The organism is Psychromonas sp. L1A2, assembly GCF_009828855.1.
GTDB lineage: Bacteria > Pseudomonadota > Gammaproteobacteria > Enterobacterales > Psychromonadaceae > Psychromonas.
In genome coordinates, this window is sequence record NZ_WUAG01000002.1 from 1,617,074 (window position 1) to 1,639,899 (window position 22,826).

Sequence of the window (22,826 nt, forward strand, 5' to 3'; positions counted from 1 at the left end):
TGGTAAATTATGCGCTTAAGCTAGCGCGGCCTTTAGCACGACGACGAGCTAATACGGCACGACCGTTCTTAGTCGCCATACGAGTTCTAAAACCGTGTGAACGCTTACGCTTAATGTTGCTTGGTTGAAAAGTACGTTTCATGCTCTTTTCCACTTATTGTTAAGTACTGTACAGTAGCTAGATTTTTTAATTTTTTTTGCTTAATTACTATAAAGTAACCAAACAATAATAATCAAAAGCATTAGCCGATTAAAAAGAGAGCGAATTCTATTGATTGATCGACTAAAAGTCAATCAGAGATGCTTCTTTCTGGTAGATTAAATTAATATTCCTTAGAAAAGAATCCTAAGTAAAAAAATTGTCACTACGAGCCAAACTCAAAAGTTAGGGTGGCGCGATTATATATAAGCGACACCAATAAGCAAGGATCTTCCTTGATCTTATAAAGTTAGATTTGTAAATAACTAAATTATCTCGTTGTGGATAAAGTACCCAGTGGTAGATGATAGCTACTCACAAGCTTGTGGATGCTTTAACCATTGAATGAGTTTAAATACAAGGATCTTTTTTTTATTTTTGTTCACTGATCTTATGGCATCCAGACGATCTTATCGGTAGAATTATCCGCCCTAATGTATTTACTGGAGTTCCACAATGTCCCTCGCTATTTGGCAAGAATGTTTAGCACAATTAAAAGATGAGCTATCAGCAGGAGACTTTAGTACTTGGTTACGTCCTTTACAGGCAGAATATGATAATGAAACGTTATCATTATACTCGCCAAACAAGTACACCAGCGAATGGGTCCGTGAAAAGTACATGGATATCATTGAGACTAAATTACAAACATTAGTACATGCAGTAGATGAAAACCTCACTATTAAAATTCGTTTATTAGTCGGTACTGCTAATGCAGCATCTAATAAACCAGCAGCTGCCAAAATTGCACCAGCATTAAATACCCAACAACCTTGGGAAGGTGAATCTAAAGCAACGACAGTTGCACATAAAAGTAATTTAATTAAAAAATACACTTTTGATAATTTCGTTGAAGGTAAATCGAATAATTTTGCGATCGCAACAACACAGCAAATAGCAGAAAATCCAGGCGATGTGTATAACCCGTTATTTTTATATGCCCATCCCGGTTTAGGTAAAACACATTTATTACATGCAGTAGGTAATGCAATCGTTGCTGAAAATCCTGATAGTAAAGTTGTTTACATTCGCTCAGAACGTTTTGTTCAAGATATGATTAATTCAATTCGTAACAATACAATTGAACAATTTAAAGAATATTACGCGTCGTTAGATGCACTATTAATAGATGACATTCATTTCTTCGCTGGAAAAGACCGTTCTCAAGAAGTGTTATTCCAAACCTTTAATTCAATGTTAGATGCTCATCAACAAGTTATTTTAACCAGTGATCGCTTTCCAAAAGAGATTGAAGGCATTGATGAACGACTACGTACACGTTTTGGTTGGGGATTATCAATTCCAATTGATCCACCTGAATTAGAAACACGTGTTGCTATCTTAATTACTAAAGCCGAAGAACGTGGTTTACATTTACCTGATGATGTTGCTTTCTTTATTGCAAAACGTCTAACGATTACCGATGTTCGTGTATTAGAAGGCGCAATTGCTAATATTTCAGCAAAAGCACAGTTTACAGGACAAGATATCACTATCTCGTTAGTACAAGATGCATTACGCGATATGTTAGCCGTTCACACAAAACAAACAACTGTTGATAATATTCAAAAGGTAGTGGCAGAACATTACCGCATTAAAATTTCTGATATGTCTTCAAAACGCCGTACTCGTACCGTAGCTCGTCCACGTCAAATAGCCATGGCATTAGCGAAAGAGTTAACTCAACATAGCTTACCTGAAATAGGTGAAGCTTTTGGCGGCCGAGACCACACTACTGTGCTACATGCTTGTCGTAAGGTACAAGAGTTACGTCGTGAAAATAACGACATTCAAGAAGATTACAAAATACTTATCCGCACGTTGTCAATGTAAGAAAAGGTTATCTGATGAAATTTACTATTTCTCGTGAAATATTATTACGCCCATTACAATTAGTTGTTGGCTCAGTTGCAGGCGGACGTCCAGCTTTACCTATCATGGGTAATATACTAATTGAAGTAAAAGATAACTTTTTAAACTTAACCGGTACAGATTTAGAAGTTGAATTAATGGCACAAATCCCATTAGAACAAGCTTCTATTGAGGGTGCTATTACCGTACCTGCGCGTAAGTTATTAGATATATGCCGTGGTTTAGCCGATCCTTGTGAAGTGACCTTTGAAGTAAAGAATGAGCGTGTTACGGTACGATCAGGACGCAGCCGTTATTTATTATCGACATTACCTTCTATCGATTTCCCTAATATAGAGTCATGGCAGAGTTTGATTGAACTAACTGTGCCACAAACCGAATTTAAGAAACTCATTGAGTTCACTCAGTTTGCAATGGCTAGTCAAGATGTTCGTTATTACCTAAACGGTATGTTCTTTGAAGTTTCTGGTAACACACTACGCAGTGTTTCTACCGATGGACATCGCCTAGCGTCGTGCTCTATTAACATCGACCAGGCGATTGAAGAACAATCAGTCATTGTACCTCGAAAAGGGGTATTAGAATTAGTTAAGCTACTAGATAAAGACCAAGCTAATGTTACTATTCAATTAGGTAAAAATAATTTACGCGCAGTGATTGATGGTTTTGTATTTACCACAAAATTAGTGGATGGGCGTTTCCCTGATTACCGACGTGTAATTCCACGTAATGGTGATAAAGAATTAATATCTAGCCGTGAAACATTAAAACAAGCATTCAGCCGCGCTGCTATTTTATCAAACGAAAAATTCCGTGGTGTACGTTTAACGCTATCTGAAAACTTACTGAAAATAACGGCCAATAACCCTGAACGAGAAGAAGCAGAAGAATACATCGATGTTGATTACCATTCAGCAGAGTTAGAAATAGGCTTTAACGTAAGTTATGTTCTAGATGTATTAAACACCTTAAAAAGTGAGCAAGTTAAAATCACGTTTAGCACATCAGATCATAGTGCATTGATAGAGTCTCTTGATAGTGATGACTCACTTTATGTACTAATGCCAATGCGTTTATAGTTATAAACATTGTTATTATAAAAGTGTTTGATGCAATAACAACAATGGGTATTAACAACCTAACCATAAAAAAACATTCAACTTATTTAGGGAATTGATTAATGTCATTACAGAAATTAATCATCAATCAATTCCGTAATATCGACTCCGCCACTATTACTTTTGACCCTAAAGTTAATTTAATTGTAGGCGAAAACGGCAGTGGTAAATCCTCTTTATTAGAAGCGATTTACTTATTGGGTTTAGGCCGTTCTTTTCGTACGCATTTAACTAATAGAGTCATTCAACACGAACAAACCCATTTTACTCTATACAGTGAAATTAATTATCAACACCGTGTATTTCCTATCGGCTTACAAAAAACGAGAGGCGGTGAAACTACTCTTAAAATAGATGGTCAGATAGTTAAGAAATTGGCCTCTTTAACCCAATATATTCCAATGCAATTAATTACTCCTGAAAGCTATACTTTACTATCAGGAAGTCCTAAAAATCGCCGTGCTTATCTAGATTGGGGTGTTTTTTACCACGATCCTTTATTTTATAGTAACTGGGCTCGCATAAAGCGACTATTAAAGCAAAGGAATGCAGCTTTAAAGCAATGTAACGCTTACAAAGAGCTTCAAGTATGGGATAATGAACTTTGTGTCTTAAGTGAGAGAATAAGCGCGCAGAGGGCCGATTACTTTGCGAAATTGCAGCCTTTGATAGCACAAACTATTGCAGATTTTTTGCCTGAGTTTACTATCGATAGCAAATTCTTTTGTGGATGGGACAAAAACAACAAACCGTTAGCACAATATTTATCAGATAATTTCTATCGAGATAAACAATTAGGCTATACAAGTGTTGGACCACAAAAAGCCGATTTAAAAATAAAAATCAATGGTTTACCTGTGGATGATGTATTGTCTAGAGGGCAACTAAAGTTACTTGTTTATGCGTTACGTTTAGCACAAGGTTTATTCTTAAACTCGGTAGATCATAAGCAGTGTGTTTTTTTAATTGATGACTTCAGTTCTGAACTCGACAGCAGCAAGCAAAAAATATTAGCAAAACATATTATAGAGTCCAATGCTCAGGTATTTATTAGCGCGATTTCAGCTAATAGCATTGGTGATTTATTCACACAAGAACGCACTTTGTTTCACGTGAAACAGGGTAAAATTACAGTAGAAAGGTGAAAGTTTTATGGCTGAGAATAGTTATGATTCGTCAAGTATTAAAGTACTAAAAGGGTTAGACGCAGTTCGCAAACGCCCTGGCATGTATATCGGTGATACCGATGACGGTACGGGTCTACACCACATGGTTTTTGAAGTTTTAGATAACTCAATCGATGAAGCTTTAGCAGGCCACTGTAGCGATATTATTTGTACTATCCATACTGATGGAAGTGTTTCAGTACGCGATGATGGCCGTGGTATTCCAGTTGATATGCACGAAGAAGAAGGCGTATCAGCAGCAGAAGTTATCATGACAGTATTACACGCCGGCGGTAAATTTGATGATAACTCTTATAAAGTATCAGGTGGATTACACGGTGTAGGTGTTTCTGTAGTAAATGCTTTATCTGATAAGTTACGTTTAACTGTTAAACGTAGTGGTCATATTCATCAACAAACATACGCAAAAGGTGAGCCTGAAGCACCAATTACTGCTATCGGTGATACAGATCAAACCGGTACAGAGATTCGTTTTTGGCCTAGCCCATCGACCTTCTCAAATGTGACATTTCAATATGACATTTTAGCTAAACGTTTACGTGAATTATCATTTTTGAATTCTGGTGTATCTATTAAATTAATAGATAAACGTGAAGAAGATAAAGCAGATCATTTCCATTATGAAGGTGGCATACACGCTTTTGTTGAATATTTAAATAAAAACAAAACGCCTGTACATAATAAAATATTCCACTTTAATACAGAACATGAAGATGGCACTGCCGTTGAAGTTGCAATGCAATGGAATGATGGTTTCCAAGAAAATATTTATTGTTTTACTAATAATATTCCACAACGTGATGGTGGTTCTCACTTAACAGGGTTCCGTGGTGCATTAACACGTACCTTAAACTCGTACATTGAGAAAGAATTAGCAAAAGTAAAAAACAATAAGAATAAAACATCTACTGAAGGTGGTGATTCACGTGAAGGCTTAACAGCAGTTATTTCTGTTAAAGTACCTGATCCGAAATTCTCTTCACAAACAAAAGACCGTTTAGTGTCATCTGAAGTTCGACCAATTGTTGAAGGCGCAATGAATGAACGCTTACAAGAGTTCTTATTAGAGAATCCTTCTGAAGCTAAAATCATCGTAGGTAAAATTGTTGATGCTGCACGTGCACGTGAAGCCGCTCGTAAAGCACGAGATATGACTCGTCGTAAAGGTGCATTAGACTTAGCCGGCTTACCAGGTAAGTTAGCAGATTGCCAAGAAAAAGACCCTGCACTTTCTGAACTATACATAGTGGAAGGGGACTCGGCTGGCGGAAGTGCTAAACAAGGTCGATCTCGTAAAAACCAAGCTATTTTACCGCTTAAAGGTAAGATTCTAAACGTTGAAAAAGCACGTTTTGATAAAATGTTATCTTCACAAGAAGTAGCAACGCTGATCACTGCATTAGGTTGTGGTATCGGACGTGATGAATATAACCCAGAGAAAACCCGTTATCACCGTATCATCATCATGACCGATGCCGACGTCGATGGTTCTCACATTCGTACACTATTATTGACTTTCTTCTATCGTCAAATGCCTGAATTAATCGAAAATGGTTATATTTACATTGCTCAACCACCACTTTATAAAGTAAAAAAAGGTAAACAAGAGCAATATCTTAAAGATGACCCAGCATTACAAGCTTATTTAACAGCACTGGCAATGGAAGGCGCATCATTGCATATTAATGCAGATGCCCCTGGTATTACCGGTGTGCATTTACAAGGTATGATTGAACGCTACCGTACAGCACAAGAAACAATTGTTCGTTTAACTCGTCGTTACCCAAATGTTGTATTAGATAAATTAATCTATCAGCCTGAATTGAAAGCTGAAGAGCTAGTTAATGCAGATAAAGTAACAACATGGATGGAAACTATTATTGAGGTGTTAAATCGCCAAGATTTAGAAGGGACTATCTATAAAGCTAACGTCGTTAAATCAGAAGATGAGTTAACTAACAAAATATTGTTTACTGTACGTAAACATGGTGTTGATACAACCTATACTTTTGATGAAGAATTCTTCGGTTCAATTGAATATAAATCTCTAGTTTCTTTAGGTGTTGAAATTCAAAACCTATTGGAAGAAGGGGCTTATATACAACGTGGTGAACGTACTAAACCTGTCGAAAACTTTATCGAAGCAGTCAATTGGTTAATGCATGAATCAAAACGTGGTTTATATATTCAACGATACAAAGGTCTAGGAGAGATGAACCCAAGTCAATTATGGGAAACAACAATGGACCCTAGTACTCGTCATATGCTTCAAGTTACCGTAGATGATGCTGTAGGTGCAGACCAATTATTTACAACCTTGATGGGTGACCATGTTGAGCCTCGTCGTGCTTTCATTGAGAAGAATGCATTACGTGTTGGTAATATCGACATTTAGGTTCATTTATTAATATCTAACTTCGTTTACTAATGACAACTTATTATTCATAGGTTGTCATAAAGTTAAACAATAATAATAATCCAGCTAATAAGTTGGATTTTTTATACCTGCTAATAAATATTTAATTGTAATATCGCAACTTATTCAGTATTGATAGTTTATCTATCAGCTATATATATGATTCGTTTTTATTATACCAATTCCGATAATTAAGTTTCCAGATCAGCCCAGTCCCTATAACATTGTGAGATGACTCTATTTTTATCTTCACTGAAGCGATTCCAAGCATCACAACATTTATTGACAATATCGTTATAACCGTCAAAGCATCTATTCGCGATTTCATTATCCCGCATCCAATGCCAAACTTGTTCGATTGGATTCAATTCAGGAGAATACGGAGGGAGGTGAATGATCGTTAAATTAGTAAACTCTTCAGCTAAATACGACTGGTGCCAACTGGATCGATCCATTATTACAACGGCATATTTTCCCTTTGGGGTTGCATCAGAAATTAAGCGTAAATGAACCTTCATCACTTCACTATTACTGTAAGGCATTACTAATGCCTCGGTTTGACCTGTATTGATACAGACCGCGCCAAATAAATAAGCATACTCAAATTGTTGCTGCTGAATGGCCCTTGGCTGGTTCCTTTTTTTGCCCATATCCTAGTTGTTGTATTACGTTGACCAAACCTAGCCTCATCCTGAAACCAAATATGTACATCTTTTAAATGAACATGCCCAGGGATCTTAAGGATCGTATTTATTTGGAATTTTTTTAAAAGATGCTTGGATTTCTTCTGATTGTTTGGGGTGCTTAGAGCGAGTTGTATCCAGCTTAGATTTAATTTGTTGAGTAAATGATAAATATTAGTTTTTTGATAAGTGACCCCGAATGTTGTTTCAATATATTCTTTTATATCCTTCCCCTGCAGACGGCCTCCTTCTGATTTTATCGCATTATCAATGACATATTGTTTTATGTTAGCAAGTTGCTCAGGCGTGAGTCGATGAGGCCTCCCGCTACGGGGCTTTACTTCCAGACCTGTTAACCCAGAATGAAGGTATGCTTTAATCCAAATGTTGACACTTCTACGGCTTACCTTTAAAAAAGTCGCAATATCAGTTCTACTTTTCCCTTCTAAGAAATGCGAGACAGCGAGTAATTTTAATCGTTGTCTCGCATTGGTTGTCGCATTAATTAATTCAGCAAAATTTTGACTCATATTAACTCCTTTGTAAGAAGCTTAATTAGATCACATATTTATCGGAAATGGTATTAGTGCTACATTATACCAATCACACTAATTAAGTTATCTATTTTACTTGTTAAAATAACTTATTTCTTCGTTGTAAATTTCGTAAAGGGAGCAACCATTTAGCTCAACTTTCGCCTTGAACTAACTCATCTTTCCTGCGCAAAATTTAAATCACTTATTTAATGTAATCGGTATTATTTAAATACAACATTAAATAATGTCATATTTTTAGAAAAAATAAGCACTTCATACATTCTAAAAAGAAAGAGAAAAACTAAGTAGTGAAACAAACTATTTACAACAGAAATGTTAATGGCGGTTATTGATAGTCAGATTGGCTTAGGTAACATTAGATAATTAATAATAACGTTTTGCCTCATAACTTATCGTTATCACCCCCATTAAAAAGTAATAATCTAAAAAGTAAACGATATTAAGACTTTCTTATTACTCGACTTTATTTTAAGAATGGCAATGATAATAGTAGTGATGGCTAGTATCTAAAATTCAAAGCTTATATTTTATTCGTCGATTTTTATCTACCTTGATACGTTACTAATGAGCAATTAAATAAAAAATCCCATTAAAAACCCATTATCAGAATCCATATCAATCCATTATTTATTGCACTTAATTACATTATTAGTTATAGCATTCACAAAGACATCACAAGCTCAATCTTAGTAATCCTTACCATATTCATGACTTATTACGCTAACGTGCTCTATGTTCCTTGAAGAGGGTCTACAGCATGAAAAATAAGTATAATTACTGATACCTTGAATTAGATAACCCTTTAATTATGTAACATAACTATCTAACTCACTTTCTAATGTAGCCAATCAATAATTCATTTGAATAGGTAGAATCATTAATTAATTTCATTATTAAAGTCAGTAAATAATTTTTCAAAGAAGTTTAGTTATAGAGATTAATGATAAATAGACCATCAGAAAAATAATCGCGATACGAATACCAAAAGAATTAATAAGGTGATCATTCTTGCTGGTTAAAGTCCCCCCTAACTGCATTGTGAGTTTTAAGTGAGAACAACTATCTCCTACAACTCACGCCTTAATAGTGTTAATTTTTCCTACACAATCTCTGATCACTTATTTAATTCCATTCGTATGAATAATAGTATGCAATAAATATTGATGTGAACAATAGAAACTGACTCGATTAAATATTATTAATCATGCTTTAAAACTGGTGAGTTACTTATTTTCGATGCGGTAATAAATTTGATAGTACATAATAATAGTAATGGAGGAGGATATAGAATATTTACTAACGTAAAAATGAAGTTAACGCCTTAGCCATTCGAACATCAAACTTAACAGAGAAATAAAAACTCATTAACCATGTGGTAGAGAATACATCTAAAGCTAATTAAGTAATGTCTGTAAAAGATGATTCAGTATTTTTAGTTAATTGAGTATTCATAATCGAATAACGATTATAAAACTAAATGCAGTTAATAAGTTTCAATTATATTTAAAAGATAGTTAAAGTAGTTGTGACTAATGTGATGCTATAGATAACTCTTTTCTTTGTTTCCAGGTTATACAAAAAAGACTCAAATATTAGAAAATAGTGAAAGTGTACAGTTTGATATAAAGAATATTTTAGTTGTTTCACGTGAAACAACTAAAACAGGATGAGTTTATTTATTAGTTATCTTGATATAATTCGTTAACCACCGAAGCTAAAATATCAATGCCGCGTTCTACAACATCACTTTCCTGCGCGTAATTAAGTCGAATACATTCATGTGTATGTTGCCAATCTTGCTCAAGGCCAGGAAAGAAATAATGACCAGAAACAACAATAAGTCCTTTTTCTTTTAATTTTTTATATAGTTCGTTTGAACTGATCGGTAAATCTTTAAACCAAAGCCAAAGAAATAGTGCGCCTTCTGCTTTATGAATTCTAAAATTCTTGTTAGTTATTTTACTTAATAACAATGACATCGCTATTTGCGATTTATCTTGATAAAAAGGTTTTATAACATCATTACTCAAAGTAATAATTTCTTTGTTTTTTACTAAAGGTAATACAATTTCAGGTCCAATTCCACCAGGTGATAACGCCATAATGCCTGATAGGTTAGACATTGCTTTAATAATTGTTGGGTTTGCAATGACAATCCCACAACGTGCACCTGGTAAACCAAATTTAGATAGACTCATGCATAAAATAGTATTGTCGTTAAAATGTGGTTTAACATCTTCAAAAATAATATTTGGGAAAGGTGTCCCGTAGGCATTATCGATAATTAATGGAATATTATGTTGTTTTGCTAGTTTATCTAACTTTTCTATTTCACTATCGGTTAACACATTACCGGTAGGATTCGTAGGCCGAGAAACACAGATAGCACCAATATCATCAGTTATTTCTAAAGCATCGAAATCAACATGGTACTTAAATTGTTGATTGTCTAATTCTGTAATTTTTGGACGAACAGCAACAAAAGACGCTTCTGAAACACTTGCATCCGCATAACCAATATACTCAGGTGCTAATGGAAATAATATTTTACGCTTTTTCCCATCACTAAAATCGCCCGCTAATAAATTAAACAAATAGAAAAAAGCATTCTGACTGCCATTGGTTAACATGATATTTTCTGATGATAAATCCCAATCATATAAATCATTAAACAGTTCAGCGAGTGCAATAATGAAAGAGTCTTTTCCTTGAGGTCCATCGTAATTTGCTAATGTATCAACTAGCTTTCCTTCATTTAACAGCGTTTGCATTAAATCGGTAAATCGTTGCTGAATAGCAGGTATAGATGCTGGATTACCACCCCCTAACATTAGTATGTCATCGCCACCTTTTACACCTGCATTTAAATCATCCATTAATTCTGTAATACCTGAATGCTGCGTAAACTTATTTCCAAATGTTGAATAGGGCATGTAAAAATCCTGAATATATAATGAGAATTAAAATTAAAACGTAAGGCTTTTAATAACGTAATTGTTTCATGTGAAACAATAGACTGGCAACTACTAATGAAATTTAATACCTTTAAACAAGCAATAAAATATTGGAAATTGATATTACATAAATAAGATATTTTTGTTTCAGTGTTTCACGTGAAACAAAAAAGCTCAGTATAAACTGAGCTTTTTATAAGAACGATTAACGGTTTATAAATAAACCGACAAACTTATTTATAACACTGACACATCGGCCACTTGTAAAAATAAGTTACGTAAACGGTTTAATAACGCTAAACGGTTATTTTTTACTGCTAAATCGTCCGCCATTACCATCACATTATCAAAGAAAGCGTCTACAGGCGTCTGTAAGCTAGCTAACTCAAACAAGGCTGACTCGTAGTCTCCACTTGAAAATAAAGGGCTTAGCTTGCTTTCTAGAGAGCCTAATATTTCAACAAGTGCGATTTCAGCGTCTTCTTGAAGCAAATCTTGACTAACTTCATTACTAATTTGCTCTGTCACTTTAGCAAGAATATTACTAATACGTTTATTAGCAGCAGCAATCGGAGCAGCTTCAGGTAAAGTTTGGAACTTAGCAACCGCTTTAATACGCTTTTCAAAATCAACAGGTTTAGTTGGACGACGTTCTAATACAGATTGAATTAACTCAACTGAATATCCGTTTGCTTGATAAGTTGCGCGGAAACGAGCAAATAAGAAATCAACAACATCAATAACGACGTTATCATTTGTTAATTTATCTGCGTACTGTGTTTTAGCAATTTCAACCAAATCGACAATATCTAAATCTAAATTTTTATCTGTAATGATACGTAATAGACCGATAGCAGCACGGCGCAATGCAAATGGGTCTTTGTCACCTTTAGGTGTTTGACCAATACCAAATATACCCACCAGCGTATCTAATTTATCTGCTAATGAAACAGCACATGCAACTAATGAAGTCGGTAATTTGTCACCAGCAAAACGAGGTAAATACTGTTCATTTAACGCCACAGCGACATCTTCATGCTCGCCATCAAAACGAGCATAATACATCCCCATCACACCTTGAACGTCTGGGAATTCCATTACCATTTCAGACATTAAGTCTGCTTTTGATAATAAACCAGCACGTTGTGCATGTTCAGGATTTGCTTGAATGCTAATAGCAATTTTTTCAGCAACGGCACTAATACGCTCAGATTTCTCTTTTAACGTACCTAATTGCTTTTGGAATAGCACTGTTGATAGAGAAGCTAAACGGCTTTCTAATGTTTTCTTTTTATCTGTTTCAAAGAAAAATTCAGCATCAGCTAAACGTGGGCGAACCACTTTCTCATTACCTGAAACAACTTGCTTAGGATCACGACTCACAATGTTTGAAACAAAGATAAAGCGCGGTAATAAGTTGCCTTCTTTATCTAATACAGGAAAGTATTTTTGATTATCTTTCATTGTATAAATAAGGGCTTCAGAAGGGACAGCTAAGAATTTTTCTTCAAATGATCCAACTAATGTTACTGGCCACTCAACTAAAGAGGTTACTTCTTCTAATAGTTCATCATCAATTGCAGCTATACCATTTTCATGAGCAGCAAGTGCTTCTACTTGCTCACGAATGATCGCTTTACGACGTTCATAATCAACAATAACTTTACCAGAATCATCTAATAACGATTCATATTCGTCTGCGTGTGATAATGTTAATTCAGCTTCACCCATGAAGCGGTGTCCACGAATAACACGATCTGAAACAACACCTAATAATTCACCTTGGATTAACTTGCTACCAAATAACATAGTAACAGTATGCACAGGACGAATAAATTGTGTGCTTTCACTTCCCCAACGCATTGGTTTTGCAATAGGTAATTTAGCAAGAGCTGACTCAGCAATAGCAGGGATCAAGTCATTAATATGCTGACCTTTAACTTCTGACTTGAATAATAGCCACTCACCTTTATCAGTGACTAAGCGTTCAGCTTCTTCAACGGTAATACCATTAGAACGAGCCCAACCTTGTGCAGCTTTAGTCGCTACACCATTATCATCAAATGCAACGTTAACTGCAGGACCACGTTTTTCAACGACTTTATCTGCTTGAGTTGCCAATAAGTTAGTAACTACTACTGCCAAACGCCTTGGTGATGCTAACCAACTAACTTTTTCAAATGTTAATTCAGCTTTATTTAATTCCGCTTCAATATTGCTAGCAAAAGACTCTGCAAGTTTACGAAGTGATTTTGGTGGTAACTCTTCGGTTCCCAACTCAATCAATAAATTTTCTTGTGACATTAAACTTGCCTCTATTAATTTAAATTTTTACAAAGTGGGAAACCAAGTGCTTCACGCTTAGCGTAATAAGCTTCTGCAACCGCTTTTGATAATGAGCGAACACGTAATATATAACGCTGACGTTCAGTAACAGAGATAGCATGACGAGCATCTAACAGGTTAAACACATGTGATGCTTTCATTACTTGCTCATAAGCAGGTAATGGCAAGCTAGCTTCAATTAATTTTTGGCTATCTTTTTCACATTGATCAAACTGTGTAAATAATGCATCAACATCTGCATGTTCAAAATTGTAAGTAGATTGTTCCACTTCATTTTGATGGAATATATCACCGTAAGTTACTTTACCCATTGGGCCATCTGTCCAGACGAGATCGTAGATACTATCCACACCTTGAACATACATAGCAAGACGTTCTAAACCATAAGTAATTTCACCAGTAACAGGAGAGCACTCAAGGCCACCAACTTGTTGGAAATAGGTAAATTGCGTAACTTCCATACCATTTAGCCAGATTTCCCAGCCTAATCCCCATGCACCTAACGTAGGTGATTCCCAGTTATCTTCAACAAAGCGGATATCATGGATAGAAGTATCAATACCAATCTCTTCAAGTGATTGTAAGTACAATTCTTGAATATTTTTAGGAGAAGGTTTTAATACCACTTGGAATTGGTAGTAGTGTTGTAAACGGTTAGGGTTTTCACCGTAGCGACCATCAGTAGGGCGACGGCAAGGTTGTACATAAGCACTGCTCATTGGCTCAGGACCAATCGAACGTAAAAAAGTTTGTGGGTGGAATGTTCCAGCACCTACTTCCATATCAAGTGGCTGTACAATGGCACAACCTTGGCGAGCCCAGAAGTCTTGCAACGCAAGAATCAGCCCTTGGAATGTTTTTGTATCAAATTTTTGCATGATTTAGGCTTCGAGTTGATTAAAAAAAATGAAATCCATTATACCTATTGATGCCGATTATACCAATGGCAATAGATGTATACGCTAACTTTACAACGTAATATTAACTCAGTATAAGAAACAAAAATTGAATGATTTTAATACAACTAATTGAGAGTATCGAATAAATTACAAACTCAATAAGTAAATATATTAACTGGCACAATAGATAACAAACAAAAAGCCAATAAATAGGGTAGACTTTTAAGCTTAAAATAAGCTCTAAATTGAAATAAAAAAGTGAATTAAAATGCTTAAAAGATTAAAAGAGAGTGATCTTTATTTACCTATTAAACTCTTTTTAAATAAACAAGGTTACGAAGTTAAAGGTGAAATAAAGCAATGTGATATTGTCGCTAAAAAAGACGATGAAATTATTATTATCGAATTAAAATTAACGCTCAACATTACCTTATTATTACAATCGATCGATCGTTTTACTTTAGCCGATATAGTCTACATTGCCATCCCTAAACAAACGCCAATGTATAAAACCAAAAGTAAACAAATCAAAAAACTAGTTGCACGTTTAGGGTTAGGTTTAATTGTTGTAGATATACAAGAAAAACAACAATATGTTGAAGTTATTAGTGACCCTAAAGAATACCAACCTAGAAAAAACAAACGTAAACAATCAGCATTATTAAAAGAATTTAGTCTACGCCAAGGCGACACTCAAAAAGGTGGTTCAACAACAAAAAAAGCAGGTTTAACCGCTTATCGACAGCGATGTATACGTATAGCCGAATACTTATCTAAAACGGATATAGCATCAGGTGCTGAAATCAAAAAGACAATTGACGAGCAGCAAGCAACACAGTTTCTCTACAGTAATTATTATGGATGGTTTAATAAAGTAGAACGCGGCATTTATAAATTATCGGATAAAGGTAAAGCAGAATTACCAGAATGGCAGCTAAAAATAAAAACACCTATTTTTTGATCACCTTACTTATTCAACATCCAAAAAAGCAGATGGCAACATATAAATTAATACTAATTTAATTATCTAATAATAAAAACCTAAAGCTATATTTAAAATCTATTAAATTATATTATTAACACATACATTTCAGTTGTTTAATATATAATCAACCTCAACAACTCGTTCGAAAAATAAACAAAATAAACAAAAAAACATTAATTATCAAACATTTAATTTTTTATATTATTATAGTTTATTATTTAGCCATAGATTTTTATTATATTTTTTAAATAAAATATTTAATAGCCAATTTCTATATGATAAGTTATATTCCCACTGACAATAATTTGATTGTTTGAATTTAAATATAAAATAAGGATATAACATGAAATCTATTAAGTTAGCAGTAGCTGCTGTAGCCGTAATTCTTCTTGCAGGTTGTACTGGTACTACTTACAACAGCGCTAAAGACTGTTCTATGGATTACTTACTAGTTCCAGCTCTTTCTATTCCTGCTGCTATCGGTGCATGTGGAGAATAATATTAATATCAAATTCTGATATTAATATTAAAGCGCACTCTCTTATGGGTGCGTTTTTATAACTACCTTTATTATTTTCTCAATCTCGATAAACTCCGTTAATATATAATACCGCGTGTATAAATATGGCTCTGTTTCACTTAAGTGTTGTTTGTATTTTTTCTGTTAGTTTTAAAGTGCACATTCAACCCATGCCTGTTCAGAATGAGCTTCATTTTGTGCCATAAAACGAAATCAACTTAGCCAATTATCTAAATAAGCTGTACCTAGGCCACAAAACTCCTTAAGCCAAGACTTCCTGCACATCATATAATTATTTAATGTTTGAAGATGATGTACGCTTTCAATAATACGTTGATTATCAAAAGTAATTAGTCTTTTATGATCAATGTTCAAGCCTTTGGCAATGCCTATGTAGGATATATTACCACCTGTGCACAACACGGAACCTTCTGAGATAATAGGGTTAAAACGGTCTCAATATTTTCTTTTATGTTATTTTAGATAACCTTGTGCACTATATTTCCAGCTCTATCTAATACCATGATAATAGGGACTTGAGGAATATTGCCACCACCTCGCTTTCGGGCTGGTCTACAAATTTTTCTTTTACCTTTAAAATACTCTGCAATAAAAGTTTCATCGGCTTCAATAATTCCATGTAAATTAGAGGGTTTATAGCCAAAGGTTGCTATAAGAAAATATGACGCCATCGAAAAGCTGTTTTAAGGTTTATATCTAAAAGAGAGGCATACTTTCTGAGTGAAGTGCCGTTCCACATTAAATTAGAGTAATTAATCTATTTTTCTGATTTTATCATACGGTAGAAAGGTGTTGAAAATAGAGCGTATCTAAAGTGCTTAATGCCTTGCTTAGTGACTCCTCACTTATTAATAAGCTCAGAGTCACAATAAGGGCAACTGCAAACACGATTTTCATGCTCTGCTATTGCTTTACCAGTTCGATTATTTGAGATGTTATTTTCAACCTCATGCCGTAGCTTTTTAAGGTCAGGGTAGTTTAGGTTGGTAACTTCTTTGAGAATGCCTTTTAATTTATTGTTGATCATAGTTACACCTTGAATTTCAAAGTAATGATAACTAAATATTAGACCATCAAAACCAAACTACAACGGAGCTATAAATACAAAAATAGAGAAGTTTCAATTACCTTTAATCATAATCCACTATCAACAACAGTACAAATACTGTACACAGAATAAGTATTGTTATATTAATTTAGGTCCATTTACTAAAGGTTTTCGAGCTACTATCTAATATACTTCTGCAGTTATATTGCTATCACTGAGTATACCTAATATAAAAACCACAATGGAAAATGCTATTCAGTATCAAAAATCTGCTATTTAATTAACTAATACCGTTATTCCACAATTAAACTATGTAACCTCAATTCTGGTTAATGAAAGTGGAATTACATTTAAAATCAAAAAGTTATATATATTACTATACGGTGCCGTTAGTTTTGCGTAGTTCAAGGCAAATTATTGAAGCAATAACGGGTTATTGATAGATAATTTAACGCAGGCATCCGTGGGAATAGCGGTATTGTATCGTTTTACTTATTCAGAACTGAGGTTATGTATTATTTATGTGTTTTTTTGTTGGAAAAATAGGGTGTAGAGTAAGTGAGTGTTTAATTATGGATGCTGAATTGCAGACTGTGAATATACGCAATTTAAGCAAATTAAATAAAAAAGGCGACCTAAGGCCGCCTTTTTAACGAAAGTTTAAATATCTACTTACGCGTTAACTTAATAGCACGTAACTGAGCAACTGCTTGCGCAAGTTGAGCAGTAACAAGAGCAAAATCAATATCCTTATTAGGATTTGACATTTGTGCTTCAGCAGCGCGTTTTGCTTCTTCTGCTTTCGCTTTGTCAAGATCTTGACCGCGAATTGCAGTATCAGCTAATACAGTAACACCGCCAGGCTGTACTTCAAGAAAACCGCCTGAAATATAAATGACTTCTTCGCCACCATCTTGTTTCATCAATTGAACCATTCCTGGCTTAATTGGTGTCAGTAATGGCGTGTGACCATGCATAATGCCTAGTTCACCTTCTTGACCAGATACTGATAAGTGTGAAACAAGCCCTGAAAACAGAGATTTTTCAGCACTTACAACATCTAAATGTGTGGTCATTGCTTTAGCCATAGTAACCTCCAGCTGTTACATTTTTTTAGCGTTTTCGACAGCTTCTTCAATTGCACCTACGTATAGGAACGCTTGCTCAGGGATGTCGTCGTATTCACCAGCAATCAAACCTTTAAAGCCAGCTAATGTGTCTTTAAGCGGTACGTAAATACCTGGGTCGCCTGTAAATACTTCAGCTACGTGGTAAGGCTGAGTTAAGAATTTCTCAACTTTACGTGCACGAGATACGATTTGCTTATCTTCTTCAGAAAGCTCATCCATACCTAGGATAGCAATGATATCTTTAAGCTCTTTATAACGCTGTAAAATACCTTGTACACCACGTGCAATATCGTAATGCTCTTGACCAACAACTAATGGATCAAGTTGACGTGACGTTGAATCTAACGGATCAATCGCTGGGTATAAACCCATTGATGCGATATTACGGTTAAGTACAACAGTTGCGTCTAAGTGAGCAAAGGTTGTTGCAGGAGAGGGATCCGTTAAATCATCGGCAGGTACGTATACCGCTTGGATAGAAGTGATAGAACCCGTTTTAGTAGAGGTAATACGCTCTTGTAAAACACCCATCTCTTCAGCAAGTGTTGGTTGGTAACCAACGGCTGATGGCATACGACCTAGTAGAGCTGATACTTCAGTTCCTGCTAGTGTATAGCGGTAGATGTTATCAATGAATAGAAGTACGTCTTTACCTTCATCACGGAAGCGCTCAGCCATAGTAAGACCAGTCAGAGCAACACGTAAACGGTTTCCTGGTGGCTCATTCATTTGACCATACACCATTGCTACTTTTGATAATTCAGGTTTTTCAACGTTTACAACGCCAGCTTCCTGCATTTCAAAGTAGAAATCGTTACCTTCACGAGTACGCTCACCAACACCAGCAAAAACAGACAAACCTGAATGTTTAAGTGCGATGTTATTGATAAGTTCCATCATGTTAACTGTTTTACCAACACCAGCACCACCGAATAGGCCGATTTTACCACCTCTTGCGAATGGGCAGATTAAGTCGATAACTTTGATACCTACTTCCAGTGTTTCATTTGATGCTGACTGCTCTTCATATGAAGGAGCTGCACGGTGAATCTCGTATTGTTCATCAGAAACAACAGGACCACATTCATCAATCGGCTCACCCAATACGTTCATGATACGGCCTAATGTAGCCGTACCAACAGGTACTGTGATTGCATGTTTAGTATCAGTAACTTCTAAACCACGACTCAAACCTTCAGAAGCACCCATAGCGATACAACGTACAACGCCACCGCCAATTTGTTGCTGCACTTCCATTGTTAGGTTTTTTTCAGTCACGATCAGTGCACTGTATATATTCGGAACACTTTCTTGTGGAAATTCAACATCCACAACAGCACCGATAATCTGTACGATTTTACCTGAACTCATTTCTGATCCTCTAAAATCTATATTAAAATTATACCGCAGCCGCACCACCACAAATCTCAGAAAGTTCCTGAGTAATTGCAGCTTGACGTGCTTTGTTGGCAACAAGTTGTAAATCTTCAATCAAGTCACTTGCGTTATCTGTTGCAGCTTTCATTGCAACCATACGTGAAACTTGTTCACACGCTAAGTTTTCAACTACCGCTTGATACACTTGAGATTCAACATAACGAACTAATAGTGAATCTAAAATATCTTTAGCATCACCTTCGTAGATGTAATCCCAGTGATGGGCGGCAACTTCATTATCACTGTCTGCTTTTGGCAGAGGCAATAATTGACTAATTGTAGGCTCTTGTACCATGGTACTAACGAATTTATTGTTCACTATATATAAACGATCAAGTTTACCTTCATCGTAAGCATCTAACATTACTTTTACCGAACCGATTAAATCATCAATTGCGGGTGCATCACCCAAAGCCGTAGCTTGAGCAACAATGTTAGCGCCTAAATTACCAAAGAAACTTTTTGCTTTAGAACCGATAACGGCTAAATCAACTTCAACACCAGCTTCGCTGTGCTTTTTCATTTCTTGGATAACTGGTTTAAACAAATTAATGTTTAAACCACCACATAAACCACGATCACTTGAAATGACAATATAACCAACACGTTTAACTTCTCTTTCTTCAAGATAAGGGTGATGGTATTCCAAGTTACCTAATGCGATATGACCGATCACTTTGCGCATAGTCGCTGCATAAGAAAGACTGCTTTGCATACGCTGTTGCGCACGACGCATCTTTGATGCTGCAACCATTTCCATGGCACCAGTAATCTTTTGAGTATTTTTCACACTCGCGATCTTATTTCTAATTTCTTTATCGCCGGCCATTTCTAACTCCTAATTAATGCTAATTAACGACTCGCGCCGTTAATTAATTACCAGGTTTGCGTCGCAACGAAAGATTCTAAAAGAGCTTTAAATTGCCCTTCAATTTCTTTGTTGTAATCACCAGATGCATTAATTTGAGCATAGAACTCAGCATGCTCATTTTTAGCGTAAGAGATTAAAGATGCTTCAAAGTCTAATACTTTTTCAACATCGACATCATTTAAGAAGCCTTTCTCTGCAGCAAATAGTGATAACGCTTGTTCAACAACTGACATTGGAGCATATTGTTTCTGCTTCATTAATTCAGTTACTTTTTTACCATGATCAAGCTGTTTACGAGTCGCTTCATCTAAATCAGATGCAAACTGTGCAAACGCTGCTAATTCACGGTATTGCGCTAAAGCAGTACGAATACCACCAGAAAGCTTTTTAATCACTTTACACTGAGCAGCACCACCAACACGTGATACAGAGATACCTGGATCAACGGCTGGACGTACACCACTATTAAATAGCTCAGTTGTTAAGAATATCTGACCATCTGTAATAGAGATTACGTTAGTAGGTACGAATGCAGATACATCGCCCGCTTGTGTTTCAATGATTGGTAATGCTGTTAATGAACCAGTTTTACCTTTCACTGCACCTTTAGTAAAGGTTTCAACGTAATGCTCGCTTACACGAGATGCACGCTCTAGAAGACGCGAGTGAAGGTAGAAAACATCACCAGGATAAGCTTCACGGCCAGGTGGACGTTTAAGCAATAATGATATTTGACGGTAAGCAACAGCTTGCTTAGAAAGATCATCATATACAATTAGTGCATCTTCACCGCGATCACGGAAGTATTCACCCATTGAACAACCAGCATATGGTGCTAGGTATTGCAGTGCAGCAGCTTCAGAAGCTGAGGCAACAACAACGATAGTATTTTCTAATGCGCCATGCTCTTCAAGTTTACGTACTACGTTGGCAATTGTTGACGCTTTTTGGCCAATTGCTACATAGATTGAGTATAAACCTGTTGATTTTTGGTTAATGATTGCATCGATTGCAATAGCAGTTTTACCTACTTGACGGTCACCGATGATAAGTTCACGTTGACCACGACCGATTGGAATCATTGAATCAATTGATTTCCAACCAGTTTGTACTGGTTGATCAACTGATTTACGATCGATAACACCAGGTGCAATAACTTCAATTGGAGAGTAACCATCGTTTTCGATAGGTCCTTTTCCATCAATCGGCTCACCCATTGTGTTTACAACACGGCCAAGAAGACCTTTACCTACTGGTACTTCAAGAATACGACCAGTTGATTTTACCTTTTCACCTTCTTTAAGGTTACGGTAAGGTCCCATTACTACTGCACCTACCGAGTCACGCTCAAGGTTAAGTGCCATAGCAAAGCTACCATTTGGTAGTTCGATCATTTCACCTTGCATACATTCAGCAAGGCCATTGATACGAATAATACCATCGCTTACAGAAACGATTGTACCTTCATTTCGCGCTTCGCTTACCGCTTCAAATTTTCCAATTCGTTGCTTGATAAGATCGCTAATTTCAGTGGAATTCAGTTGCATGCTAACTTCCCATTATGATTGTAAGGTATGTGATAAACGAGATAATTGACCGCTAGCTGTGCTATCAATCACTAAATCTCCAGCAGTAATTACCATCCCGGCAATTAAACTTTTATCAATACTACAATTTAGGTTTACTTTTCGTGCGAGACGTTTTTCTAGCGATATACTCAACTCTTTAAGTTGTGTGTTAGAAAGTGCATAAGCGGAGACGACATTAGCATCTACCTCTTTATTATACTCAGTTTCTAAACCAGCAAAAAGTTGTGCAATGCGAGGCAAAACACTCAAACGTCCATTTTCAGCTAATACTTTAATAAAGTTTTGACCACTCTCATCGAGTTGATCGCCACAAACATTAAGAAATAGATCAGCTAACTCTTGTGGTGCTTTATCGCGTGTTAATATTTTTGCTATCGTTGCATCTTGCGCAACTTCAGAAGCAAAAAACAGCATCGTAGACCAAGCTTCGATAGTGTTTTTATCAACTGCAAATTCAAAAGCGGCTCTTGCATAAGGACGAGCTACAGTAGTCAATTCAGACATAACTTCGCTCCTTATAGTTCGGCAACTAATTTATCAATAATGTCGCTATTCGCTTCTTTATCGATAGTACGCTTAATGATTTTCTCAGCACCCGCAATAGCTAGAACAGCAACTTGTTGGCGTAACTCTTCACGAGCTCGGTTACGTTCAGCTTCAACCTCTGCTTCACCTTGTGCAATAATTTTATTGCGCTCAGTGACGGCTTCATTTTTAGCTTCTTCAACAATTTGTGTACGACGCTTATTAGCTTGATCAATAATTTCTGCTGCTTGTGCTTTAGCTTCTTTCAGCTTTTCAGCCGCTTTTGCTTGCGCAAGTTCAAGATCTTTTCCTGCACGTTCAGCTTGAGTTAAACCATCAGCAATTTTCTTTTGACGCGCTTCAATTGCGTCTAAAAGTGGTGGCCACACATACTTCATGCAGAACCAAACAAATATTGCAAATGCAATAGCTTGGCCAATTAGGGTTGCATTAATATTCATAACAGCTC

The 22,826-nt window shown here is 35.8% G+C and carries 18 protein-coding genes and 1 pseudogene; 6 read left to right on the forward strand and 13 right to left on the reverse strand.

All coding sequences use genetic code 11. The annotated features are described in order from the left end of the window. Window positions 1–7 precede the first annotated feature (7 nt). Window positions 8–142, reverse strand: coding sequence for a 50S ribosomal protein L34 (gene rpmH, locus GQR59_RS17420; RefSeq protein ID WP_028869407.1), 135 nt, complete (start codon window positions 140–142; stop codon window positions 8–10). 513 nt (window positions 143–655) lie between these two features. On the opposite strand from rpmH, the gene dnaA reads away from it, so the two are divergent. From dnaA to gyrB, 4 genes are all read left to right on the forward strand, one after another. Beyond that, window positions 656–2,032 carry a chromosomal replication initiator protein DnaA gene (dnaA, locus tag GQR59_RS17425; protein WP_160064796.1) on the forward strand — a complete coding sequence of 459 codons (1,377 nt, stop codon included), beginning with the start codon at window positions 656–658 and terminating at the stop codon, window positions 2,030–2,032. Between the two features lie 14 nt (window positions 2,033–2,046). Next, the gene (gene dnaN / locus GQR59_RS17430) at window positions 2,047–3,150 is read left to right on the forward strand and encodes a DNA polymerase III subunit beta (protein ID WP_137297707.1); all 1,104 of its coding nucleotides are present in this window, start codon (window positions 2,047–2,049) and stop codon (window positions 3,148–3,150) included. 101 nt (window positions 3,151–3,251) lie between these two features. Continuing rightward, window positions 3,252–4,334 carry a DNA replication/repair protein RecF gene (gene recF / locus GQR59_RS17435; protein ID WP_137297706.1) on the forward strand — a complete coding sequence of 361 codons (1,083 nt, stop codon included), beginning with the start codon at window positions 3,252–3,254 and terminating at the stop codon, window positions 4,332–4,334. A gap of 7 nt (window positions 4,335–4,341) precedes the next feature. Next, the gene (gene gyrB / locus GQR59_RS17440; protein WP_160064798.1) at window positions 4,342–6,771 is read left to right on the forward strand and encodes a DNA topoisomerase (ATP-hydrolyzing) subunit B; all 2,430 of its coding nucleotides are present in this window, start codon (window positions 4,342–4,344) and stop codon (window positions 6,769–6,771) included. Window positions 6,772–7,106: 335 nt separating this feature from the next. On the opposite strand, the pseudogene GQR59_RS17445 reads toward gyrB, so the two are convergent. From GQR59_RS17445 to glyQ, 4 genes and pseudogenes are all read right to left on the reverse strand, one after another. Beyond that, a pseudogene (locus GQR59_RS17445) lies at window positions 7,107–8,005 on the reverse strand (IS630 family transposase); the annotation flags it as partial. A 1,706-nt stretch (window positions 8,006–9,711) separates the two neighbouring features. Next, a complete protein-coding gene (locus GQR59_RS17450) occupies window positions 9,712–10,965 on the reverse strand; it encodes a valine--pyruvate transaminase (protein ID WP_160064800.1) in 1,254 nt (417 codons plus the stop codon). Window positions 10,966–11,223: 258 nt separating this feature from the next. Further along, on the reverse strand, window positions 11,224–13,290 hold the full coding sequence (gene glyS / locus GQR59_RS17455; protein ID WP_160064802.1) for a glycine--tRNA ligase subunit beta: 2,067 nt from the start codon (window positions 13,288–13,290) through the stop codon (window positions 11,224–11,226). Window positions 13,291–13,304: 14 nt separating this feature from the next. Further along, a complete protein-coding gene (glyQ, locus tag GQR59_RS17460) occupies window positions 13,305–14,210 on the reverse strand; it encodes a glycine--tRNA ligase subunit alpha (protein WP_160064804.1) in 906 nt (301 codons plus the stop codon). Window positions 14,211–14,499: 289 nt separating this feature from the next. Here glyQ and GQR59_RS17465 point away from each other — a divergent pair, with 289 nt between their 5' ends. Next, window positions 14,500–15,192, forward strand: coding sequence for a DUF2161 domain-containing phosphodiesterase (locus GQR59_RS17465; RefSeq protein WP_160064806.1), 693 nt, complete (start codon window positions 14,500–14,502; stop codon window positions 15,190–15,192). A gap of 367 nt (window positions 15,193–15,559) precedes the next feature. Beyond that, window positions 15,560–15,715, forward strand: a complete 156-nt coding sequence (locus tag GQR59_RS17470) for a DUF4223 family protein (protein ID WP_025565303.1) — start codon at window positions 15,560–15,562, stop codon at window positions 15,713–15,715. Between the two features lie 500 nt (window positions 15,716–16,215). On the opposite strand, the gene GQR59_RS17475 is transcribed toward GQR59_RS17470, so the two are convergent. From GQR59_RS17475 to atpF, 8 genes are all read right to left on the reverse strand, one after another. Beyond that, complete coding sequence (locus GQR59_RS17475) at window positions 16,216–16,428, reverse strand: hypothetical protein (RefSeq protein ID WP_160064808.1); 213 nt, start codon at window positions 16,426–16,428, stop codon at window positions 16,216–16,218. 170 nt (window positions 16,429–16,598) lie between these two features. Then, window positions 16,599–16,784 (reverse strand): hypothetical protein, encoded by a 186-nt coding sequence (locus GQR59_RS17480; protein ID WP_160064810.1) that lies wholly within the window; start codon window positions 16,782–16,784, stop codon window positions 16,599–16,601. A gap of 689 nt (window positions 16,785–17,473) precedes the next feature. Then, entirely contained in the window at window positions 17,474–17,893 is a 420-nt protein-coding gene (locus GQR59_RS17485; RefSeq protein WP_160064812.1) for a F0F1 ATP synthase subunit epsilon, read from the reverse strand. A 15-nt stretch (window positions 17,894–17,908) separates the two neighbouring features. Further along, entirely contained in the window at window positions 17,909–19,306 is a 1,398-nt protein-coding gene (gene atpD / locus GQR59_RS17490; protein ID WP_025565305.1) for a F0F1 ATP synthase subunit beta, read from the reverse strand. A gap of 28 nt (window positions 19,307–19,334) precedes the next feature. Continuing rightward, on the reverse strand, window positions 19,335–20,201 hold the full coding sequence (gene atpG / locus GQR59_RS17495) for a F0F1 ATP synthase subunit gamma (protein ID WP_160064814.1): 867 nt from the start codon (window positions 20,199–20,201) through the stop codon (window positions 19,335–19,337). A gap of 47 nt (window positions 20,202–20,248) precedes the next feature. After that, the gene (gene atpA, locus GQR59_RS17500) at window positions 20,249–21,790 is read right to left on the reverse strand and encodes a F0F1 ATP synthase subunit alpha (protein WP_025565307.1); all 1,542 of its coding nucleotides are present in this window, start codon (window positions 21,788–21,790) and stop codon (window positions 20,249–20,251) included. Between the two features lie 12 nt (window positions 21,791–21,802). Next, window positions 21,803–22,336, reverse strand: coding sequence for a F0F1 ATP synthase subunit delta (atpH, locus tag GQR59_RS17505; protein ID WP_160064816.1), 534 nt, complete (start codon window positions 22,334–22,336; stop codon window positions 21,803–21,805). Window positions 22,337–22,347: 11 nt separating this feature from the next. Further along, window positions 22,348–22,818, reverse strand: a complete 471-nt coding sequence (gene atpF, locus GQR59_RS17510; RefSeq protein WP_160064818.1) for a F0F1 ATP synthase subunit B — start codon at window positions 22,816–22,818, stop codon at window positions 22,348–22,350. Window positions 22,819–22,826: the final 8 nt, after the last annotated feature.

What these genes read in the sequence shown, in the direction of transcription:
- rpmH (WP_028869407.1), bottom strand. Translation starts at nt 142, where the DNA reads ATGAAACGTACTTTTCAACCAAGCAACATTAAGCGTAAGCGTTCACAC.
- dnaA (WP_160064796.1), top strand. Translation starts at nt 656, where the DNA reads ATGTCCCTCGCTATTTGGCAAGAATGTTTAGCACAATTAAAAGATGAG.
- dnaN (WP_137297707.1), top strand. Translation starts at nt 2,047, where the DNA reads ATGAAATTTACTATTTCTCGTGAAATATTATTACGCCCATTACAATTA.
- recF (WP_137297706.1), top strand. Translation starts at nt 3,252, where the DNA reads ATGTCATTACAGAAATTAATCATCAATCAATTCCGTAATATCGACTCC.
- gyrB (WP_160064798.1), top strand. Translation starts at nt 4,342, where the DNA reads ATGGCTGAGAATAGTTATGATTCGTCAAGTATTAAAGTACTAAAAGGG.
- GQR59_RS17450 (WP_160064800.1), bottom strand. Translation starts at nt 10,965, where the DNA reads ATGCCCTATTCAACATTTGGAAATAAGTTTACGCAGCATTCAGGTATT.
- glyS (WP_160064802.1), bottom strand. Translation starts at nt 13,290, where the DNA reads ATGTCACAAGAAAATTTATTGATTGAGTTGGGAACCGAAGAGTTACCA.
- glyQ (WP_160064804.1), bottom strand. Translation starts at nt 14,210, where the DNA reads ATGCAAAAATTTGATACAAAAACATTCCAAGGGCTGATTCTTGCGTTG.
- GQR59_RS17465 (WP_160064806.1), top strand. Translation starts at nt 14,500, where the DNA reads ATGCTTAAAAGATTAAAAGAGAGTGATCTTTATTTACCTATTAAACTC.
- GQR59_RS17470 (WP_025565303.1), top strand. Translation starts at nt 15,560, where the DNA reads ATGAAATCTATTAAGTTAGCAGTAGCTGCTGTAGCCGTAATTCTTCTT.
- GQR59_RS17475 (WP_160064808.1), bottom strand. Translation starts at nt 16,428, where the DNA reads ATGGCGTCATATTTTCTTATAGCAACCTTTGGCTATAAACCCTCTAAT.
- GQR59_RS17480 (WP_160064810.1), bottom strand. Translation starts at nt 16,784, where the DNA reads ATGATCAACAATAAATTAAAAGGCATTCTCAAAGAAGTTACCAACCTA.
- GQR59_RS17485 (WP_160064812.1), bottom strand. Translation starts at nt 17,893, where the DNA reads ATGGCTAAAGCAATGACCACACATTTAGATGTTGTAAGTGCTGAAAAA.
- atpD (WP_025565305.1), bottom strand. Translation starts at nt 19,306, where the DNA reads ATGAGTTCAGGTAAAATCGTACAGATTATCGGTGCTGTTGTGGATGTT.
- atpG (WP_160064814.1), bottom strand. Translation starts at nt 20,201, where the DNA reads ATGGCCGGCGATAAAGAAATTAGAAATAAGATCGCGAGTGTGAAAAAT.
- atpA (WP_025565307.1), bottom strand. Translation starts at nt 21,790, where the DNA reads ATGCAACTGAATTCCACTGAAATTAGCGATCTTATCAAGCAACGAATT.
- atpH (WP_160064816.1), bottom strand. Translation starts at nt 22,336, where the DNA reads ATGTCTGAATTGACTACTGTAGCTCGTCCTTATGCAAGAGCCGCTTTT.
- atpF (WP_160064818.1), bottom strand. Translation starts at nt 22,818, where the DNA reads ATGAATATTAATGCAACCCTAATTGGCCAAGCTATTGCATTTGCAATA.